This window comes from Paenibacillus herberti (assembly GCF_002233675.1).
GTDB lineage: Bacteria > Bacillota > Bacilli > Paenibacillales > Paenibacillaceae > Paenibacillus_O > Paenibacillus_O herberti.
The window spans coordinates 1,505,024-1,525,727 of record NZ_NMUQ01000002.1 but is presented as its reverse complement, the minus strand read 5'-3'; the positions used below and the strand labels follow the sequence as shown (position 1 = coordinate 1,525,727).

Sequence of the window (20,704 nt, the reverse complement as noted above, 5' to 3'; positions counted from 1 at the left end):
TATTCGATCTTCGCAGCAGCACCAGCTGGCCGGCGAACCGGGCAGCTGGTGCTGGGAAGATACGGTCGGGACCTAAGTCCCGACAAGGCTTAGGACTCTACCGGCACGGATTCGCTGGCTTGCGCCTTTGCCGTTTCGATTTCGTCCTCCTGGCCGACAAAGCGGATGCTGCGGTAACGGTTCATGCCCGTACCTGCTGGAATCAGCTTGCCGATGATAACATTTTCCTTGAGACCGAGCAGCTGATCGACCTTGCCTTTGATAGCAGCGTCGGTAAGGACGCGGGTCGTCTCCTGGAAGGAGGCTGCAGAGAGGAAGGAGTCCGTCTCCAGGGATGCCTTGGTAATACCGAGCAGTACCGGTTTGGCGACTGCCGGCTCGCGTCCGGACAGAAGAACCTCACGGTTAGCTGCTTCGTATTCATGCACATCGACGAATGCGCCAGGCAGCAGCTTCGTATCCCCCGCATCGACGATACGGATTTTGCGAAGCATCTGCTTGATCATGACCTCGACGTGTTTGTCGTTGATTTCTACGCCCTGGTTGCGGTAAACACGCTGAACTTCCTGCAGGATATAGTTCTGTACCCCGCGGATGCCCTTGATGCGCAGCATCTCTTTCGGATCGATCGATCCGTCCGTCAGCTCGTCGCCAGCTTCCAGGTGTTGTCCTTCGATGACGCGGATACGGGAGCCATAACTGACCGGGTACACTTTGGACTCGGCTTCGCCCTGCACTTCGATCTCCCTGCGGTCCTTCGTCTCGCGAATGCTCTTCACGACGCCGTCGAGCTCGGTAATGATCGCTTGGCCTTTTGGATTCCGAGCCTCGAACAGCTCCTGAATACGCGGCAGACCTTGCGTGATGTCATCACCGGCAACGCCGCCGGTATGGAATGTACGCATCGTCAACTGAGTTCCTGGCTCACCGATCGACTGAGCGGCGATAATGCCTACCGCTTCTCCAATGTCAACATGTTTGCCAGTTGCCAGGTTGCGGCCGTAACAGATTTTGCAGACGCCATGACGGGCACGGCAGCTCAGTACAGAGCGAATCTGCAGCTTCTCGATGCCCGCGTTCACGATGGCATCAGCTTTGGTCGCATCGATCAGCTCTCCACGGCCGACGATAATCTCACCGGTTGTCGGATTGCGTAGCGTTTCGAAGGAATAACGACCTTCGATACGGTCGAACAGATCCTCGATAACTTCTTTGCCGTCCTGGATCTTAGCAACGGGAATACCTTTGTCCGTGCCGCAATCGTCCTCGCGGACGATAACATCCTGCGCGACGTCAACGAGACGACGAGTCAAGTAACCGGAGTCGGCTGTCCGAAGAGCCGTATCGGCAAGACCTTTACGCGCTCCGTGAGTCGAGATGTAGTACTCGAGGACGGTAAGGCCTTCGCGGAAGTTCGACTTGATCGGGAGCTCGATGATTCGACCGGATGGATTCGCCATCAGGCCCCGCATGCCGCCCAGCTGGGTGATCTGCGACTTGTTACCCCGCGCTTTGGAGTCAACCATGAGCATGATGGAGTTGTAACGGTCCATCGATTTCATGAGGATTTCCGTAATCTGATCCTTTGTTTTGCTCCAGATCTCGATAACGCGGTCATAGCGCTCTTCGTTCGTAATCAGACCACGACGGTACTGATTCGTAACGATTCTGACCTTCTCGTCGGATTCTTTGAGGATTCCCACTTTTTCTGGCGGTACGATGACGTCGGAGACGGAAACCGTAATACCCGCACGGGTCGAATAAGTGAAGCCCAGCTCTTTGATCTTGTCGAGAATGATCGAGGTACGCGTCGTGTGGTAAAGACGGAAACATTCGGCAATCAGAAGACCGAGGTATTCCTTGCCAACGGCGCCCATTTGCGGAACGTTATCCAAGAAGGAGTTCAGGTCCGCGCCTTTTTCGTATACGAAATATTTGTCCGGCGTCCCATCCATCAGATTGGTCTTAGTGGCCTCATTGATGTAAGGGAACGAGCTCGGGAAGATTTCGTTGAAAATAACCTTGCCCACTGTCGTCGAAATAAGCGAGCGGTTCTGCTCTTCCGTGAAGTCGTCCTTCTTGAGCACCTTAGCCGGAATGAAAATCCGGGCATGCAGCGACACGATACCGCGCTGATAAGACGAGATCGCCTCGTTGACCGAGCCGAACACAGATCCAGAGCCCATGGCTTCCTTGTTGTCCATCGTTAGATAGAAGGAGCCGAGGACCATATCCTGCGAAGGCGTTACGACAGGCTTACCGTCCTTAGGGTTAAGGATGTTGCCTGCGGCGAGCATGAGCAAGCGAGCTTCTGCTTGCGCCTCTGCGGACAGCGGTACGTGCACAGCCATTTGGTCTCCGTCAAAGTCGGCGTTGTAAGCTGTACAAACAAGTGGATGCAGCTTAATCGCTTTACCTTCAACGAGGATCGGCTCGAACGCTTGAATACCAAGACGGTGAAGCGTAGGGGCGCGGTTCAGCAGAACCGGGTGCTCTCTGATAACTTCTTCAAGGACATCCCATACTTCTGCGCTTACGCGCTCAACTTTGCGCTTCGCACTCTTGATGTTATGGGCAAGACCCTTGTTAACCAGTTCCTTCATGACAAACGGTTTGAAGAGCTCAAGCGCCATTTCTTTTGGCAGGCCACACTGATACATCTTAAGGTTCGGGCCTACAACGATTACAGAACGGCCGGAGTAGTCAACCCGTTTGCCGAGCAGATTCTGCCGGAAACGACCTTGTTTACCCTTCAACATATGGCTGAGGGATTTCAATGGACGGTTGCCTGGGCCCGTTACCGGGCGGCCACGACGACCGTTATCGATCAAGGCATCAACGGCTTCCTGCAGCATCCGCTTCTCGTTCTGCACGATGATGTCAGGCGCGCCAAGGTCAAGCAGACGCTTCAGACGGTTGTTGCGGTTGATAACGCGACGGTACAGGTCATTAAGATCAGACGTAGCGAAACGTCCGCCGTCCAGCTGTACCATTGGACGAAGCTCTGGAGGAATGACCGGAAGCACATCAAGAATCATCCAGTCTGGCTTGTTGCCAGAGTGGCGGAATGCCTCGATAACCTCAAGGCGCTTGATTGCACGGTTACGGCGTTGGCCTTGAGCCGTACGCAGTTCTTCCTTCAGCTGCTCAAGCTCGCGCTCCACATCGATGTCCTGAAGCAGTCTTTTGACCGCCTCAGCACCCATACCGGCATGGAAACCGTAGCCGTATTTCTCGCGATAGCTGCGGTATTCCTTCTCAGAGAGAAGCTGTTTCTTCTCAAGCGGCGTCTCACCAGGATCGGTGACAACGTAGCTGGCGAAGTAGATAATTTCCTCAAGGGAACGGGGCGACATATCAAGTGCCAGCCCCATCCGGCTTGGGATACCTTTGAAGTACCAGATGTGGGATACCGGAGCGGCGAGCTCGATATGGCCCATCCGCTCGCGGCGAACTTTAGCACGAGTAACTTCAACGCCACAACGGTCACAGACAACGCCTTTGTAACGAACGCGCTTATACTTGCCGCAATGGCATTCCCAGTCCTTTGTTGGGCCAAAGATCTTCTCGCAGAAGAGTCCTTCTTTCTCTGGCTTGAGTGTCCTATAGTTAATGGTCTCCGGCTTCTTGACTTCTCCGCGGGACCAAGAGCGAATCTTTTCCGGCGATGCAAGGCCGATCTTCATGTACTCGAAGTTGTTCACGTCCAACAAGGAGCAACCCTCCTTAGTTCAAGTATGACTTATTCAGCGCCTGCTTCGGCGCCTTCAAGGTTGAGGTTCAGCTTATCGCCTGCACCTTCGTCCTCGTCATCGATTTCCTTCATCTCGATCTCGTTCTCGTCCGCATTGAGGATCTTCACGTCCATGCCGAGTGACTGCAGCTCCTTGATCAAAACCTTGAACGATTCCGGAACGCCTGGCTCCGGCACGTTCTCGCCCTTCACAATAGACTCGTACGTTTTCACCCGGCCGACCACATCGTCAGATTTGACCGTAAGAATCTCTTGCAGGGTGTAAGCCGCGCCGTAAGCTTCAAGCGCCCATACTTCCATCTCCCCGAAACGTTGGCCGCCGAATTGGGCCTTGCCGCCGAGTGGCTGCTGCGTAACGAGAGAGTAAGGACCTGTGGAGCGAGCATGAATCTTGTCGTCGACCATATGCGCCAGCTTAATCATATACATGACGCCGACCGTAACTTCGCGCTCGAAGCACTCGCCGGTACGGCCGTCGTACAGCACGGTCTTGCCGTTACGCTGAATCCCAGCTTCTTCCATTGCATCGAATACATCATGCTCGCGCGCTCCGTCGAATACCGGTGTAGCGGCGTGGATACCGAGACGCTTGCATGCCAGGCCAAGGTGAACTTCAAGAACCTGGCCGATGTTCATCCGAGAAGGTACACCCAGGGGGTTGAGAACAACCTCTACTGGAGTTCCATCCGGCATAAACGGCATGTCCTCTTCCGGCAGAATGCGCGCGATGACACCTTTGTTACCGTGGCGTCCGGCCATCTTGTCGCCTTCGGAGATTTTACGCTTCTGTGCAATGTAGACGCGTACCAACTGGTTCACACCAGGAGGCAACTCGTCGCCATTCTCGCGAGTGAACACTTTGACGTCAACAACGATACCGTCGGTGCCATGCGGCACGCGCAGGCTTGTGTCGCGAACTTCGCGGGCCTTTTCACCGAAGATTGCATGGAGCAGACGCTCTTCCGCCGTCAGCTCCGTCACACCTTTAGGCGTAACCTTACCAACGAGGATGTCTCCTGCACTGATTTCAGCGCCGACGCGGATGATACCGCGCTCGTCGAGATTCTTGAGCGCATCTTCGCCTACATTAGGGATATCGCGAGTGATTTCTTCCGGTCCAAGCTTCGTATCACGGGCTTCGGACTCATATTCTTCAATGTGGATGGACGTGTATACGTCTTCCTTCACGAGCTTTTCGCTGAGTAGGATAGCATCCTCATAGTTGTAACCTTCCCATGTCATGAACGCGACAACGACGTTACGTCCCAAAGCAATTTCGCCCTGCTCCGTGGACGGGCCGTCAGCCAGGATGTCGCCTTTCTTAACAATATCACCTTTGCGGGCGATCGGACGTTGGTTGATGCAAGTACCTTGGTTAGAACGGGTGAACTTGTGAAGCTTGTGCTTCACGAGATCGCCATTCACAGGCTTGCCGTCCACGGTTTCCACGCGACGCACCCAGATTTCGTTGGAGGATACGCGCTCGATGACACCGTCATGATCGGAAACGATGCAAACACCAGAGTCCTTAGCAGACTTGTGCTCCATGCCTGTGCCGACAAGCGGCGCCTTCGGAATGAGCAGTGGAACGGCTTGCCGCTGCATGTTGGATCCCATCAACGCACGGTTGGAGTCATCGTTCTCGAGGAACGGAATGAGCGCCGTTGCGACGGATACAACCTGCTTCGGCGATACGTCCATGTAGTCGACGCGCTCGGTTGGCATAGTCAGGATGTTGTCAGCCTGCTTGTTGTAACGAACGACAACTTGATCGTCGACAAACTTGCTTTCCTCTGACAGGAGCGCGTTCGCTTGTGCGATGACGTAATTATCTTCTTCATCGGCAGTCAGATACGCGATCTGCTCGGTGACAATAGCTGTCTTAGGATCTACCCAGCGGTACGGAGTTTCAATGAAGCCGTACTCGTTGATGCGGGCAAAGCTAGACAAGGAGTTGATCAAACCGATGTTCGGTCCCTCTGGCGTCTCGATCGGACACATACGGCCATAGTGAGAGTGATGGACGTCACGGACTTCCATGCCGGCCCGCTCACGCGTCAAACCACCGGGTCCGAGTGCTGAAAGACGACGTTTGTGCGTAAGCTCAGCAAGGGGGTTCGTCTGATCCATAAACTGGGACAGCTGGGAAGATCCGAAGAACTCCTTAATCGATGCGATGACCGGACGAATGTTGATCAATGCTTGTGGCGTGATCGCATTGGCATCCTGGATCGACATCCGCTCACGTACGACACGCTCCATACGGGAGAGGCCGATGCGGAACTGATTCTGCAACAACTCGCCAACGGAGCGAAGACGACGGTTACCGAGATGGTCGATATCGTCCGTGCTACCTACTCCATGCAACAAGTTGATGAAGTAGTTGATCGACGCAATGATATCCGCAGGCGTAACATGCTTGACGGATTTGTCGATAACATCGTTGGAAATCACTTTGATGATTTTTCCATCTTCATTAGGAGCGAATACGCTGATCGTCTGCAGTGGGATACTACTTGCATCCATCACTCCACCCGCCACATGATGAATCTTGCTGTTCAGCTTATCTTCCAGATGCGGAAGCAGATCGTCTAACAAACGACGGTCGATCATTTGGCCAGCCTCAGCAAGAATCTCACCCGTATTCGTATCCACCAGCGTTTCAGCGAGACGTTGGTTGAACAGACGGTTTTTGATGTGAAGCTTTTTATTGATTTTATACCGGCCTACATTGGCCAGATCATAGCGTTTAGGGTCGAAGAAACGAGCCACAAGCAGACTTTTCGCATTGTCCAAAGTCGGCGGCTCACCCGGACGAAGACGCTCGTAGATTTCGATCAGAGCTTTCTCTGTCGAGTCCGTGTTGTCTTTGTCCAGCGTGTTCTTGATATACTCGTCCTGTCCGAGCAAGTCCAAAATTTCGGCATCTGTTCCGAAGCCGAGCGCGCGAAGAAGTACCGTTACCGGAATCTTCCGGGTACGGTCGATACGCACGTAGATAATGTCCTTTGCATCGGTTTCCAGCTCCAGCCAAGCACCACGGTTTGGAATAACCGTAGCCGTGTAGTTACGCTTGCCGTTTTTGTCGACTTTCGTGCTGAAGTACACGCTGGGTGAGCGTACCAATTGGCTGACGATGACGCGTTCTGCACCATTAATAATGAAGGTGCCCGTATCCGTCATCACCGGAAAATCGCCCATGAACACTTCCTGTTCCTTGACCTCGCCAGTTTCCTTGTTAAGGAGCCTTACCTTAACGCGCAGCGGCGCGGCATACGTAACGTCGCGTTCTTTTGACTCATCAACCGAATACTTCGGCTCTCCGAGACTGTAATCGATAAATTCCAACGAAAGATTTCCCGTGAAGTCCTGAATTGGCGAAATATCCTGGAACAATTCCAGAAGATCGCTCTCCAGAAACTTCCCGTAAGACTTTTGTTGGATTTCAATCAAGTTCGGAACCTCGAGCACTTCGTGAATCCGGTTATAGCTCCTACGCGTGCGTCGACCATACTGAACAAGTTGTCCTGCCAACTTAACCTCACCCCTCATGTCTGCTTCTCAGCTTGATAAGCGCACTCATACCTAGACCGCACAGCCCGTTTCCACAGAACGTTCCTCGAAAACACGGATCGCTGTGGCAAATAAAGAAAAGCCCTTATCGAATAGGGTTCGAAAAAAGAGCATGCTTCCGGCCTGAAACCTCGGCCTCTCCACAGATGAGCCACCGTGAGAGAGACGGTCTCCTATCATGTAATTTTGCCCAAAATCTAAACATTATACGTCAAAAACCATATTTGTATGCATCGAGCATCAAATAAATAATTCTTGACATTTTAGCGGACTAAAGAGAATCCACCTATTTTAATGCTGACATTTCATAATAATAACACAACCGAGAAATCGAGTCAACAAAAATGAGAAAATAGTCTCTTTTCAATTCAAAAGCTTACTTTTGAGGAGTTTCTGCCCCAATAGCCCGAAAAATTCGGAATCCTTTATCCTTGCCGACTTCAATCACTTTACCAAACAGCTGCTGCAGTTTGGCTTCTGCTGATGGCGCACCTTGCTTCTTTTGTATAACGACCCACATACTTCCGCCAGGTCGCAGCAATGCAGCACCTTCTTCAAAAATCCGATGTACAACCGCTTTTCCAGCTCGTATCGGCGGATTCGTCAGAATAACATCAAAGGTGTCCGTCCCAACAGCCTCGTATAAATCGCTATGGCGAATGTCTGCATTGGTAATACCATTGCGTCGTGCATTCTCCGTTGCCAGCTCAATTGCACGTTCATTGATGTCGAGCATAACAACTTGTCCACGAGGAGCAAGCTGAGCCGCCGTCAGTCCGATCGGTCCGTAACCGCAGCCAACATCCAAAATTTGATCAGACTCTCCAATCTGCATTTGCTCGATCAAAAAACGGCTGCCGTAATCGATACCTCCTTTGGAGAAAACTCCATTATCGGTCAGGAAGCGAAAGGCGAAGCCGCGAAGCTTCGTTTCATGCTCCTGCCGGTTCTCCTGCACACCAGGCTTTCTGGAATAGTAGTGATCCGACATTGCCTTCCCTCCATTTTCTGCTTCCCTTGCATAGACAGAGAACCCCTTGGAGCCGAAGCGGTTCCAAGGGGTTCCAGTATGGCCAAGGCAGATATTACTTCACTTCTACAGCTGCGCCGGCTTCTTCCAGCTTCGCTTTCAGAGCTTCTGCATCTTCTTTGGATACTTTTTCTTTAATTGCTTTTGGAGCGTTGTCTACAACTTCTTTTGCTTCTTTCAGGCCAAGACCTGTCAGTTCGCGAACAACTTTGATGACGTTGATTTTGGAAGCGCCAGCGCCTATCAGAATTACGTCAAACTCGGATTGCTCTTCAACTTCTGCAGCGCCGCCGCCAGCAGCTACAACTGTAGGTGCTGCAGCTGTTACGCCGAATTCTTCTTCGATTGCTTTTACGAGATCGTTTAGTTCCAGAACGTTCATGCCTTTGATGGCTTCAAGGATTTGCTCTTTGCTCATGGTTGAACCTCCATTAGGTTTTTTAGTTTTTTTTGGGGTTTATCTTATTCCGGCTACGCCGGAATACATTTGTTTTTAGGCCGTTCGCACTCTAAGCCGAGCATAAAGGCGAACCTGCGATAAAAACCTTATGCTTGCGCCTCTTGCTTTTCGGACACAGCTTTGACCGCGAGGGCAAAGTTGCGCATAGGAGCTTGAAGAACGCTGAGGAGCATGGACAGAAGACCGTCGCGGGACGGCAGTTCAGCCAGTGCTTTGATTTGGGCCGCATCAACAACTTGACCATCCAGAACGCCGCCTTTAACTTTCAGAGCGTCGTTTTTCTTAGCGAAGTCGTTAATGATTTTTGCAGGAGCTACCACGTCGTCACCGCCGAAGGCGATCGCCGTTGGTCCCGTCAGAACCTCGTTCAGGGCCGCCATTTCAGCGGATTCCGTCGCACGACGAACGAGAGAGTTCTTCAGAACTTGGAACTCGATGCCCGCTTCGCGAAGCTGCTTACGCAGTTCCGTTACTTGAGCAACGTTCAGTCCACGGTAGTCTGCTACGACCGTAGTCGTGCTAGCTTTCAGCTTAGCGGTGATTTCATCCACTTGCTGTTGCTTAGACGCGATTACTTTTGTATTTGCCATTTGTGTACACCTCCCGTAGTAGTATCTCTTGCATCCTTCGATCGGTCGACCTTCAACCTGCAGGTGCATGTATAAAGGCCTCCGCCAAGACAGCGAAGGCCATGATCCGTTTACGAGAAACGTTTATCATAACACCTCGGTAGGAAAATTAAGCCGCAAGGGCACCTACTGTCTTAGGCATGCGTGTTCTAAAGTTGGAATCGCAGCTCTTAGCGGAATACGGAAACGTTGACGCGAGCGCCAGGTCCCATTGTCGAAGATACAGCGATGTTTTTCAGGTAAATCCCTTTGGCGGATGCCGGCTTCGCACGGTTCAAAGCGTCCATAAGAGCTTTGAGGTTCTCGTCCAGCTTTTCAGCATCGAACGATACTTTACCGATTGGAGCATGGATTTGACCTGCACGGTCAAGACGGTATTCGATCTTACCAGCTTTAATCTCCTGAACAGCCTTGGTCACATCGAACGTTACCGTACCGGCTTTAGGGTTAGGCATGAGGCCTTTACCGCCGAGGATACGTCCGAGCTTGCCGACTTCAGCCATCATGTCAGGCGTAGCCACGCAGACATCGAATTCGAACCAGCCTTGTTGAATTTTGTTGATCATATCTGCATCGCCAACAAAGTCAGCGCCTGCAGCTTCGGCTTCCTTCGCTTTTTCGCCTTTAGCGAATACGAGGACGCGCTTAGTTTTACCAGTTCCGTGCGGCAGTACAACGACGCCACGAACGGCTTGGTCTTGTTTCCGCGGGTCAACGCCCAGACGGACTGCCACTTCGACGGACTCGTCGAATTTGGCGGATGCAGCTTTTTTCACGAGCTCGATTGCTTCAGCCGGCTCGTAAGTCGCTTCGCTATTGATCAGCTTAGCGGCTTCTTGGTATTTCTTGCCTTGCTTTGCCATAATGAACATCCTCCTCATGTGGTAAATAGCGGACCCACTGCAGCGCAGCGGTTCCTCCCACAGCAAAACCGGGGGTTTTACTCAGGGCGGCGCTTGCTCAGCGCCGACTAGATCGGCATTAGTCGACGATCGTAACGCCCATGCTGCGGGCTGTTCCTTCGACCATGCGCATTGCAGCTTCTACGGATGCAGCGTTAAGATCCTGCATTTTTTGTTCCGCGATCTCGCGAACCTTGGAACGGTTAACCGTAGCGACTTTCTTCTTGTTCGGTTCGCCGGAACCCTTCTCGATGCCTGCTGCTACGCGGAGCAGTACGGCAGCTGGAGGAGTCTTAGTCTCGAACGTGAAGGAGCGGTCTTCAAATACGGTGATGACAACCGGGATGATCAGGCCAGCCTGGTCTGCCGTACGCGCATTGAATTCTTTACAGAACGCCATAATGTTGACGCCTGCTTGACCGAGTGCAGGTCCGATTGGCGGAGCCGGGTTGGCTTTGCCAGCTGGAACTTGCAGCTTGACCAGTTTAATGACTTTTTTAGCCATGAGTTACACCTCCTGCGAGCAAACTAGTAACCTGACGCGAATTACCACGCCCGCTTCCGAAAAGACTTCCGAAAGCCAGAAACAACCGATTCATTATACCTTTTCGACCTGAGTGTAGTCAAGTTCAACAGGGGTTTCCCGTCCGAACATATTAACATGCACTTTGAGTTTGTTTTTGTCGAACTGAATTTCTTCAATGACTCCAACAAAATTGGCGAACGGACCTACGGTCACGCGCACAGTTTCTTTGAGTTCGAATTCCATCTTCGGCTTAGGCTCGGACATTCCCATATGATTGAGAATGGCGTCTACTTCCTCTGGAAGCAGTGCCGTTGGCTTGGATCCGGAACCGGTCGAGCCTACAAATCCTGTTACGCCAGGCGTATTGCGAACGACATACCACGAATCATCGGTCTGAATCATTTCTACCAGGACGTAGCCCGGATAGACTTTGCGCATGACCGTTTTCTTCTTGCCGTCCTTGTTCACGATCTCTTCTTCCATAGGAACAAGCACGCGGAAGATTTTGTCTTCCATGCCCATCGATTCGACACGGCGCTCGAGGTTGGCTTTCACCTTGTTCTCATAGCCCGAGTAAGTATGAACCACATACCATTGTTTTTCCATCCCAATCCACCTTTGGACCCTTCTTAAACGATCAGTTCAACCAGTTTAGAGATCCCGATGTCAAGAAGCCAAAAGTAAATCGTCACAAACACGATCGTAACAAGTACAACGATCGTATAGCTTGTTAACTCTTTACGGTTTGGCCAGCGTACTTTCTTAAGCTCAGCCCAACTGTCTGCGAAGAACTCAAAAGTTGTTCCGAAGTTTCGCTTGATCTTTGCAAGAAAAGCCACCTGAACCCACCTCCATGACTATCTCGTCTCGCGGTGAGGAGTATGCTCGTTGCAATACTTGCAGAACTTCCTCATCTCCATACGGTCGGGGTGATTACGCTTGTTCTTGGTGTTCGTGTAGTTACGTTGCTTGCAGTTCGTGCAAGCAAGCGTGATGATAACCCGCATTATAGGTCACCTCCAGATCTCAAAATAGTACAAGCCGACAACGTGCGAACGGACTCAAAAAGGCCTCAGGGCCTAATCCGAGTCACTCTAAGTACCTTATCATACCGGATTCTCGCATGTCAATGCAATTCCATGAGGCCGAAAAGTCCGGGAGACCGCGCCGGAAGCGAAAAAACAGGCTTTGGCAGCACTTGAACGCCGCATGTTGGCGAATGCCGAATCGAGCACAACTTGTCGATTTTCTGAACGGCTTTGGCACCTGCTTACCGGCATCGGGTTCGGAAGCAGGCGCCAACTCACTAGAGAAACCATTCTCTACTGGAATCAGTATAGCCCTTTTCAAAGACTTCTAAAACTACGGTTGAGTAGCGATAAAGATCAAAGTCCTGAATGTAAAAAAGACCCCGAAGGGTCCAGCGGCAGAGCCGCCGATTCACTAGACAATTACATTGCGAAGCTCCAAGTATTTCTCCAGCTTGCGTTTAACACGCTGAAGCGCATTGTCAATGGACTTCACATGGCGGTCCAAGTCGACGGCAATTTCCTGGTACGAGCGTCCGTCCAAGTATAACATTAACACCTTGCGCTCAAGATCGCTCAGAATCTCGGACATCTTGTCCTCAAGACCGACGAACTCTTCCTTATTGATCATCAACTCTTCCGGATCGCTTACACGAGTGCCACAAATGACATCAAGCAACGTACGATCGGAATCTTCATCATAGATAGGCTTGTCAAGAGAAACATAAGAATTCAGCGGAATATGCTTCTGCCGTGTAGCCGTCTTGATCGCAGTAATGATCTGCCGGGTGATGCAAAGCTCGGCGAAAGCCTTGAAGGAAGCCAGCTTGTCCCCCCTGAAATCTCGGATGGACTTGTAGAGACCGATCATACCCTCCTGAACGATGTCCTCCCTGTCGGCGCCGATCAGGAAGTAGGAACGAGCCTTAGCCCTAACAAAGTTCCGGTATTTGTTGATCAGATACTCCAGCGCTTCGCTGTCACCTATGCGCACCGCCTCGACGATGTCCTCATCCGTCCGGCAGTCATAATCATGCGTACTCCATTCTCTGAGGTCGATGCTCACAAACTATCCCTCCGGCCTGCAAAGCGTGCACAGCTAGTCTATTAGGTAATGCTGAAACCGGTCAAAATTTCCAAAAATGAATAAGCCAAGTATACAAGACCTCTCTTGACATCGTCAATGCAAACGAGCGTTCTATATCCAATAATAAATACTATAATTGGATACAGATGGGTTGAAATCGCTTTTTTGGCGGCAATTAAACTGACATAATTGTAACGCAATTTTGAACTCACTCGCCTCGGCGCATCCGTTCCAGCTTCATTCGCGCCTCCAAGCTCAAGTTTCCGTCGATGGAATTGCGTCCGCGCGGTTTCTCCTCGCGAAGTGATCGGGCAATCTGTTGACGATTCTGATCCAATTCTAGCTTCAGCTCACGTGCGGACAGACGCAGCGCTCCCTTGCCGAAGGCAACATGCTGCTCCACCGAGTCCGAAGTGGCTACATAAATGCTTCGGCTGCGTTTACGTAACTCACCTGCGAGTCGCTCTATGCATTCATCGGCTGTTTCCTTCTCTTTTGTGAACACTACTGTGATTTTGTACTGTTTGTAAGCGGAGCGGCTGCCGGCCACTTGGTATGCGTCAAACACCACGTAGACCTGCATTCCTGTATAACCCTGATAATCGGCTAGCAAATCAAGGAGTTTCTCTCTCGCCTCTTCGAGATTTGTCTCCTTCAAACGCTCCAGCTCGGGCCACGCTCCGATAATGTTGTAGCCGTCCACCAACAGGACGTCCGGCTGACGAGTCATCGCCGGCTAAAGGCTCCTGCGTTGTCGGACGACCTCGTACATGAGTACGCCGGCAGCCACAGAGGCATTCAAGGAATTCAGCTGGCCAAGCATCGGCAGCTTCACCAAAAAATCGCATTTTTCGCGAATCAACCTGCCTATGCCCTTGGCCTCGTTCCCGATCACGAGCGCAAGCGGTAGATTGAAGTCCGTACGATATACATCCTGGCTGGCACTGACGTCAGCTCCAGCGATCCAGATGCCTTCCTGTTTCAACGTCTCTATCGTCTGTGCCAAGTTGGTGACGCGTGCCACAGGCACATGCTCCGCTGCTCCAGCGGATGTTTTCCACACCGTTGCGGTGAGGCCAGCGGCGCGCCGCTTCGGAATGATGACACCGTGCACACCCGTGCATTCGGCAGTCCGCAGAATCGAGCCAAGGTTATGCGGATCCTCGATTTCATCCAAAATGAGCAACAACGGCGTTTCACTGCTTGCCTTGGCCCGCGCTAGCAGCTCGTCCAATTCCGCATAGCGATATGCGGCCGCTTGGGCAACTACGCCCTGATGGGCAACACCGAGGTCGAGTTGGTCCAGTCGCCGTTTATCGACAAATTGCACGACAAGACCGGCACTTTTCGCCTCTGCCAGAATCGGCGCCACCGACGGTTTCTGTACCGTGTCGGCAATCCATATTTTATTAAGCTCGCGGCCGGAGCGAAGTGCTTCTAGAACGGGATGTTTACCTGCAATCCAGTCCTGCCCTTGCTCCTCCTCCTGGTTTTCGTTTTGAGTTGTTTTATTATTGGCCATGCTTTGTCTCCTTCTGGCGGTCTTCGTCTACTGCTGCGAATACAACCGCCGTCAATTCCCGAATCCTTTCGGTCCTGCCCTTGTAATATAAAAATCCGATCAGGCATTCCATCGCAGTTGCCAGCCGGTAATCATGCGGATCCGCGTTGCGCGGAGGCTGTCCGGACTTGGTGTTGCGCCCGCGGCGCACTACGTCCTGCTCCTCTTCACTCAGCATCGGCGACCACAGCTCCAACCAGCGGCGCTGCGCCTTCGCGCAGACGATGCTAGTCGCCGCGCGATGCAGTTGGTTCGGCTTTAGCTTCTCTCCGGCGACGAGATGCTGGCGGACCAACAGCTCGAATACAGCATCGCCGGTGTAAGCCAGTACAACAGGATTCAAAAACTCCGGCTGCTTGGAGGGCGGCTCAAAGGGCAGCGATTGAAAGACTGCCCCAGTTGGCGAGGCGACCCCCTCCGTTCCTAACGGAGGGGGTCCAGCCTGGTCAATAATCGTCGCCTCTACCACCGGCACAGTCTGCCGCTGGGCCTGATCCTCTACCGACGGTTGCTCCGGTGACCCGCTCATTTGCGCCTCCAGCGGATGCCTTGGGGCGTATCCTCTAGCAAAATGCCTTGCTCCGCCAGTAGATCTCGAATCTCGTCAGCGCGTTTCCAATTCTTCTCCGAGCGCACCTTGGTGCGTTCGACGATAAGTGCGTCAACTTCCGCATCCAGCAATCCAGCGGCCTCATCAACAGTTGGAAGCAAGCCGAGCACCCCGTCCATCGAATCCATCAGTCCCAGGACGGCATCGATCGATCGCGCCGCTACAACCGGCTGCTTGAGCAGTTGGTTCGCTTCCGCTACCAGTTCGAACAGCACCGTTATTGCATCCGGCGTATTGAAGTCGTCGTCCATTTTGGCGGTGAAGCGCGCCTTCAGTTCTTGCAGACGCGTGTCCAGCGACTCATCACCGGAAGCTGGCTCATAGCGCAAGGCGCCAATTGGCGCATCCTCGACTAGATGCCAGCCTGCGGTATGCGAACCGTCTGGAGACACCGCAGCCAGCCGATGCTCCAGGTTGACGCGGCAGTTGGTGATGCGCTCCACGCTGCCGAGCGCCTGCTCAACCGTATCGTCGCTGAAGTTCAGCGGCGCACGATAATGGCCTGATAGCATGAAGTAACGGATCGCCTCCGGCTTGATACGCTTCAGCAGCTCGTGCACAGTGATGCCGTTGCCGAGCGATTTCGACATTTTCTGATTGTCGATGTTGATGAAGCCGTTATGCATCCAGTAGTTAGAAAGCGGCTTGCCGGTCAGCGATTCTGACTGAGCGCACTCGCATTCATGATGCGGGAACTGCAGGTCGTTGCCGCCGCCGTGAATGTCCAGCGTATCGCCAAGGTACTTGCGCGCCATAGCCGAGCACTCGATGTGCCAGCCAGGACGGCCCGGTCCCCAAGGGCTCTCCCAGCTGATTTCGCCAGGTTTTGCGCTTTTCCATAATACGAAGTCCTGCGGGTCTTCCTTGCGTTCGTCGATGCCGATGCGGATACCGAGCTGCAGCTCCTCCAGGTTCTGATGCGACAGTTGCCCGTAATTCGCGAACGACTTGGTACGGAAATAAACGTCGCCGGCGCTGGGATAAGCAGCCCCTTGAGCTACCAGTTCCTCGATCAAGGCGATAATCTCTGGGACATGCTCCGTAACGCGCGGATTACGGGTCGCCCGCTTCACGCCGAGTCCCTCCGTATCCTCATAAAAAGCCGCGATGAACCGATCCGCTACTTCAGGCACGCTCGTGCCGAGCTGTTCTGCCTTGCGGATCAGCTTGTCGTCAACATCCGTGAAGTTGACGAGATAATCGACCTCATACCCGATCGCTTCCAGATACCGTCTAGCCACGTCGAAAAAGATCGCAGGACGCGCGTTTCCGATATGGATGTAGTCGTATACGGTCGGACCGCAGACATACATCTTTACTTTACCCGGTTCTTGAGGAATAAACGCTTCCTGCTTCCGGCTCATTGTATTGTAGATTTGCAGACTCATCGTTACAGCTCGCCTCCACCTACCGGTATTTTGACCGGTTGCTGCTCCGAGGGCTCCCGCACCGCCACGCTGCTCTCGCGCAGCGAATTCACTTCGGCCCTCAGGGTATTAATTTCATTTTGCATGCTTCGGAACATCTCAATGACAGGATCGGGCAGTTGCGTGTGATCAAGCCGATCGCCTACGCGCTGTCCGTTGCGCTTGACGATGCGACCGGGATTGCCCACAACGGTGCTGTTATCCGGTACTTCGCGTAGAACGACGGAGTTAGAGCCAATGTTGCAATTTTCTCCGACACGGAACGAGCCAAGCACCTTGGCGCCAGACCCAATGACCACATTGCTGCCGATCGTCGGATGCCGCTTGCCCTTCTCTTTGCCGGTTCCCCCCAGCGTCACGCCTTGGTAAATAACCACATCATCGCCGATCTCGCATGTTTCCCCAATGACCACACCCATGCCGTGATCGATGAACAACCGATTGCCGATTCTCGCACCAGGATGGATTTCGATTCCCGTCATAAATCGGCTTACCTGAGAAACGATACGCGCCAGCGTGTAAAACTTCCGCTTGAACAGCGTATGCGCAACCCGGTGCGCCCAGATCGCATGCAGGCCGGAATAGGTAAATACGACCTCAAACATGCTGCGCGCGGCGGGATCGTTGTCGAACACCGCCCGAATATCGGACTTAATATGTCGTAACATGTTTTCGCCCCCCCATTTGGGCATATATGCAAGGCAATACGGCTTCGCCGTTCCTTCGACGATGTCCGTATGCGAATGAATTACGAGAATGTTATCCATAAGGATAACTACTCTCGTATGAAAAAAAGCCTCCGCAGCCATAGGGCTGCAGAGGCGTCATTCACGCGGTTCCACTCTGCGGTACAGGGCCATCCGAGGAAACCGGCTTCACCGTGTCGGCGATACCAGATCGCCTGAGGGTAAACCGGCCGAACGGAAAACGGCCCTGTCTCATATGGCCTGTAACGCGGGCCGGACGTTGCCGCCTACCCCTGCGTCAGCTCTTGGCCGGAACAAGGTTCCGGGAGCGTCCACAGGATCGGAGCAAAGCTCACAGGTGCATTGGACGCGCCGTCGGAATGGACATCTCTCAGCCAGTCGGCAATCGGCGCTGTGCATACTTGCATAGGCCGGATGCGTGACGGATGTCCTCTCTGCTATCCCGGATATGGCGTTCCTCTCCTGCTCAAAGCCTGTCAATTTCGATCAGCATGTGCCTGAATTACATCTAGTATAACCCAAAAGCGGCAAAGTGCAAGAAGCGGCGCCGACGTTGGGCTCTAGCTGCGAGCGAGCGGCGGGCCAGGATGGCCGAGCCGGCTCTGCTTTAGCCTTGCAGCCGAGCGCGCAGCCGTGCGGCTACCTTTTCGCTGCCAAGCAGCACGATCGTGCGGTTCAGGTCGGAGCCATGTGTTTGACCGGTGATGGCGGCGCGGATTGGCATGAACAGCGCTTTGCCTTTGCAGCCGGTTTCCTTTTGGACCGACTTGATGAGCGCCTTCACGCTATCCTCGTTCCAAGCTTCTGGCTCCAGCGTTTCTAGTCCTGCGAGGAAAGCCGACAAAACCTGTGGAACGGTCTCTTCTGCCAGTACTTCGCGAGCTTCCGCCTCGTCCTCGTAAGATTCCAGGAAGAACAGCTCGGTCAGCTCCACGATTTCCGCTCCCCAGCGCAGCTTGTCACGGTACAGGTCAATTAAGCTAGTCACCCATTCCCGCTCCCGCGCGACCGGCTCGCCGCTAACACGGCCTGCTTTTTGCAAATGGGGCAGACACAGGTCGACAAGACGCGGCAGATCCAGCTTTTTGATATATTCATTGTTCATCCAGGCCAGCTTGGTCGTGTCGAACACGGCTGGACTACGGCTGAGGCGCGCAGAATCGAATACTTCCACTAGCTCCTCGCGGGTAAACAGCTCCTGCTCGCCCTCTGGCGACCAACCGAGCAATGCGATGAAGTTGAACAGCGTCTCCGGCAAATAGCCAAGCTGCTCATATTGCTCGATGAACTGAACAATCGACTCATCGCGTTTGCTGAGCTTTTTGCGCTGCTCGTTGACGATAAGCGTCATATGAGCGAACAACGGTGGCTCCCATCCGAGAGCTTCATAGATCATCAGCTGACGCGGTGTATTGGAAATATGATCCTCGCCCCGCAGCACATGGGAGATGCGCATCTCATGGTCGTCGATCGCCACTGCGAAGTTGTAGGTCGGGATGCCATCTTTTTTCACGATGACAAAATCGCCCGTCTCCTTCGTATCGATGCTGATCGTACCTTTCACCATATCGTCCCATGTGTAAGTACGGTCCTCTGGAACACGGAAGCGAATGCTTGCGACACGGCCTTCGGCCTCAAAAGCAGCCCCTTGCTCCGGTGTCAAATTCCGGTGACGGCCCGAGTAGCGCGGCGTCTCTCCGCGTGCTGTCTGCTCCTCGCGCTCCTGCTCCAACTCTTGTTCCGTGCAGTAGCAGCGGTACGCAAGTCCTTGGTCCATCAATTGCTGCCAATAGGCTTTGTAGATGTCGAGACGCTCCGTTTGGCGATAGGGGCCGTAACCCCCGCCAATGTCGACGCTCTCATCCCACGTGATGCCAAGCCAGTTCATGAACTTGAGCTGGCTTTCCTCGCCCCCGGCTACATTACGCTTCACATCCGTATCCTCGATGCGGACGATGAACTTGCCGCCATGCCTGCGAGCATATAAATAATTGAACAGAGCCGTGCGCGCGTTGCCGATATGCAGATGACCCGTCGGGGACGGGGCGTAGCGAACGCGGACCTCCTGGTTAGCTTGTGCCATGGGCAGTCTTTCCTCCTTGAGCAATTGCAAATAATGGTCGATAAGCCAAATAAGTGCCTCTGATCATAGCATATTCTTGACAAGGCAGACAACCGCTTGAGCAGCGATGCCCTCGCCCCTGCCGGGGAAACCGAGCTTCTCTGTTGTTGTCGCTTTTACGTTCACCTGATCCTGCGTCGCTTCCAGAGCTTCAACGATTATTGCAGCCATTGCCGGAATATACGGCGCCATCTTAGGCGCTTGTGCGATGATTGTGCAGTCCAGATTGCCGAGGCGGTAGCCGCGCTCTTTGATCAGCGACCATACATGCTCTAGCAGCTTCAGACTGTCTGCGTCCTTGAACGCAGGATCCGTATCGGGAAAATGCTTGCCGATGTCGCCCAGCGCCAGCGCGCCTAGTAGAGCATCGGCAATCGTGTGGAGCAGCACATCCGCATCGGAATGGCCAAGAAGACCTTTTTCATAGGGTATGGTCACGCCTCCGATGATACAAGGGCGCCCCTCCACTAGCTGATGCACGTCGAAGCCTTGTCCTATCCGAATCATATCTTAATTCCCCTCTCCCGCTGTTCCAAAAGGAATTCCGCATAGGGAAGATCCTCCGGCGTCGTAATCTTGATGTTCGTATATTCACCCTCAGCGACCGATACCGAATCGCCAAGCCTTTCGACTGCCATCGCATCATCCGTGCCGAGGAAGCCGTCGCGCAGCGCCTGCTCATGGGCTTCCAGCAGCCTGACACGGCGAAAAGCTTGCGGCGTTTGGATCGCCCACAAGCTTCTCCGGTCCGGTGTTGCTGTGATGACCCCACTCTCGTCCACCTGCTTAATCGTGTCCTTGACCGGCACGGCTAGCACAGCCGCTCCCGTCCCCTCCGCCTGTTGCAAGCAGAGACGCACAGCATTGGCCGTCACAAGCGGTCGCACGCCGTCATGGACAAGCGCCCATTCCGACCGGAGCCCGGCCAAGCCGAGCCGCACGGAATGTTGCCGCTCGCTGCCGCCCTCCAGCACCGCTGTCACCTTGGACAAGCGATAAAAGCGGCACCATTCCCGGCACCGCTCCACATCGTCCGCTCCCGTCACGAGCACGATCTCGCCAATCTCCTCCATACTCTGGAATAGCTCCAATGTATGGATCAGCACGGGCTTGCCGCGCAGCTCAAGGAACTGCTTGCTCTCGGCAGTGCCCATGCGCGTACCGCGTCCGGCGGCGACGATGACCGCGCCCCAGCGAGGCTTGTCCCTATCATCGGCGTGCAGATGTTCTTTACTCGTTGTCAATCCGCTCACATCCCGCTGTAACGTTTATCTCCCTATCATAACCC

The 20,704-nt window shown here is 53.5% G+C and carries 19 protein-coding genes and 1 other annotated feature; all 19 genes read right to left on the bottom strand.

Translation table 11 applies throughout. From position 1 onward, the window contains the following. Positions 1-89 precede the first annotated feature (89 nt). Positions 90-3,713: a DNA-directed RNA polymerase subunit beta' gene (gene rpoC, locus CGZ75_RS19250; RefSeq protein WP_089525804.1), complete on the bottom strand. Its 3,624-nt coding sequence runs from the start codon at positions 3,711-3,713 to the stop codon at positions 90-92. A gap of 29 nt (positions 3,714-3,742) precedes the next feature. Further along, entirely contained in the window at positions 3,743-7,288 is a 3,546-nt protein-coding gene (rpoB, locus tag CGZ75_RS19245) for a DNA-directed RNA polymerase subunit beta (RefSeq protein WP_089525803.1), read from the bottom strand. Positions 7,289-7,703: 415 nt separating this feature from the next. Further along, positions 7,704-8,318 (bottom strand): class I SAM-dependent methyltransferase, encoded by a 615-nt coding sequence (locus CGZ75_RS19240; protein WP_089525802.1) that lies wholly within the window; start codon positions 8,316-8,318, stop codon positions 7,704-7,706. Positions 8,319-8,412: 94 nt separating this feature from the next. Beyond that, positions 8,413-8,775, bottom strand: a complete 363-nt coding sequence (rplL, locus tag CGZ75_RS19235) for a 50S ribosomal protein L7/L12 (protein WP_089525801.1) — start codon at positions 8,773-8,775, stop codon at positions 8,413-8,415. A gap of 128 nt (positions 8,776-8,903) precedes the next feature. Then, on the bottom strand, positions 8,904-9,407 hold the full coding sequence (rplJ, locus tag CGZ75_RS19230) for a 50S ribosomal protein L10 (RefSeq protein WP_089525800.1): 504 nt from the start codon (positions 9,405-9,407) through the stop codon (positions 8,904-8,906). A gap of 61 nt (positions 9,408-9,468) precedes the next feature. Then, positions 9,469-9,603 (bottom strand) — a sequence feature (ribosomal protein L10 leader region). A gap of 13 nt (positions 9,604-9,616) precedes the next feature. Further along, positions 9,617-10,309, bottom strand: coding sequence for a 50S ribosomal protein L1 (gene rplA / locus CGZ75_RS19225; RefSeq protein ID WP_089525799.1), 693 nt, complete (start codon positions 10,307-10,309; stop codon positions 9,617-9,619). 118 nt (positions 10,310-10,427) lie between these two features. After that, on the bottom strand, positions 10,428-10,853 hold the full coding sequence (rplK, locus tag CGZ75_RS19220) for a 50S ribosomal protein L11 (RefSeq protein WP_021878535.1): 426 nt from the start codon (positions 10,851-10,853) through the stop codon (positions 10,428-10,430). Positions 10,854-10,946: 93 nt separating this feature from the next. Next, positions 10,947-11,480 carry a transcription termination/antitermination protein NusG gene (nusG, locus tag CGZ75_RS19215; RefSeq protein WP_089525798.1) on the bottom strand — a complete coding sequence of 178 codons (534 nt, stop codon included), beginning with the start codon at positions 11,478-11,480 and terminating at the stop codon, positions 10,947-10,949. A gap of 23 nt (positions 11,481-11,503) precedes the next feature. Next, positions 11,504-11,713 carry a preprotein translocase subunit SecE gene (secE, locus tag CGZ75_RS19210; RefSeq protein ID WP_089525797.1) on the bottom strand — a complete coding sequence of 70 codons (210 nt, stop codon included), beginning with the start codon at positions 11,711-11,713 and terminating at the stop codon, positions 11,504-11,506. 18 nt (positions 11,714-11,731) lie between these two features. Next, positions 11,732-11,881, bottom strand: coding sequence for a 50S ribosomal protein L33 (gene rpmG / locus CGZ75_RS19205; protein ID WP_089525796.1), 150 nt, complete (start codon positions 11,879-11,881; stop codon positions 11,732-11,734). Positions 11,882-12,317: 436 nt separating this feature from the next. Then, positions 12,318-12,968, bottom strand: coding sequence for an RNA polymerase sporulation sigma factor SigH (gene sigH / locus CGZ75_RS19200; protein WP_089525795.1), 651 nt, complete (start codon positions 12,966-12,968; stop codon positions 12,318-12,320). Between the two features lie 229 nt (positions 12,969-13,197). Further along, the gene (locus CGZ75_RS19190) at positions 13,198-13,719 is read right to left on the bottom strand and encodes an NYN domain-containing protein (RefSeq protein ID WP_089525793.1); all 522 of its coding nucleotides are present in this window, start codon (positions 13,717-13,719) and stop codon (positions 13,198-13,200) included. A 6-nt stretch (positions 13,720-13,725) separates the two neighbouring features. Next, positions 13,726-14,511 (bottom strand): 23S rRNA (guanosine(2251)-2'-O)-methyltransferase RlmB, encoded by a 786-nt coding sequence (gene rlmB, locus CGZ75_RS19185; protein WP_089525792.1) that lies wholly within the window; start codon positions 14,509-14,511, stop codon positions 13,726-13,728. Then, positions 14,501-15,079, bottom strand: coding sequence for a Mini-ribonuclease 3 (locus CGZ75_RS19180; RefSeq protein ID WP_089525791.1), 579 nt, complete (start codon positions 15,077-15,079; stop codon positions 14,501-14,503). Before CGZ75_RS19180 ends, rlmB begins: the two co-directional genes overlap by 11 nt. Next, positions 15,076-16,548, bottom strand: coding sequence for a cysteine--tRNA ligase (cysS, locus tag CGZ75_RS19175; protein ID WP_089525790.1), 1,473 nt, complete (start codon positions 16,546-16,548; stop codon positions 15,076-15,078). The genes CGZ75_RS19180 and cysS overlap by 4 nt, the downstream gene beginning before the upstream one ends. A 2-nt stretch (positions 16,549-16,550) precedes the next feature. After that, a complete protein-coding gene (cysE, locus tag CGZ75_RS19170; protein WP_089525985.1) occupies positions 16,551-17,255 on the bottom strand; it encodes a serine O-acetyltransferase in 705 nt (234 codons plus the stop codon). Positions 17,256-17,901: 646 nt separating this feature from the next. Further along, positions 17,902-19,377, bottom strand: a complete 1,476-nt coding sequence (gene gltX / locus CGZ75_RS19165) for a glutamate--tRNA ligase (protein WP_089525789.1) — start codon at positions 19,375-19,377, stop codon at positions 17,902-17,904. Positions 19,378-19,440: 63 nt separating this feature from the next. Beyond that, the gene (gene ispF, locus CGZ75_RS19160) at positions 19,441-19,923 is read right to left on the bottom strand and encodes a 2-C-methyl-D-erythritol 2,4-cyclodiphosphate synthase (RefSeq protein ID WP_089525788.1); all 483 of its coding nucleotides are present in this window, start codon (positions 19,921-19,923) and stop codon (positions 19,441-19,443) included. After that, positions 19,920-20,660, bottom strand: coding sequence for a 2-C-methyl-D-erythritol 4-phosphate cytidylyltransferase (gene ispD, locus CGZ75_RS19155; protein WP_425436510.1), 741 nt, complete (start codon positions 20,658-20,660; stop codon positions 19,920-19,922). The genes ispF and ispD overlap by 4 nt, the downstream gene beginning before the upstream one ends. Positions 20,661-20,704 lie beyond the last annotated feature (44 nt).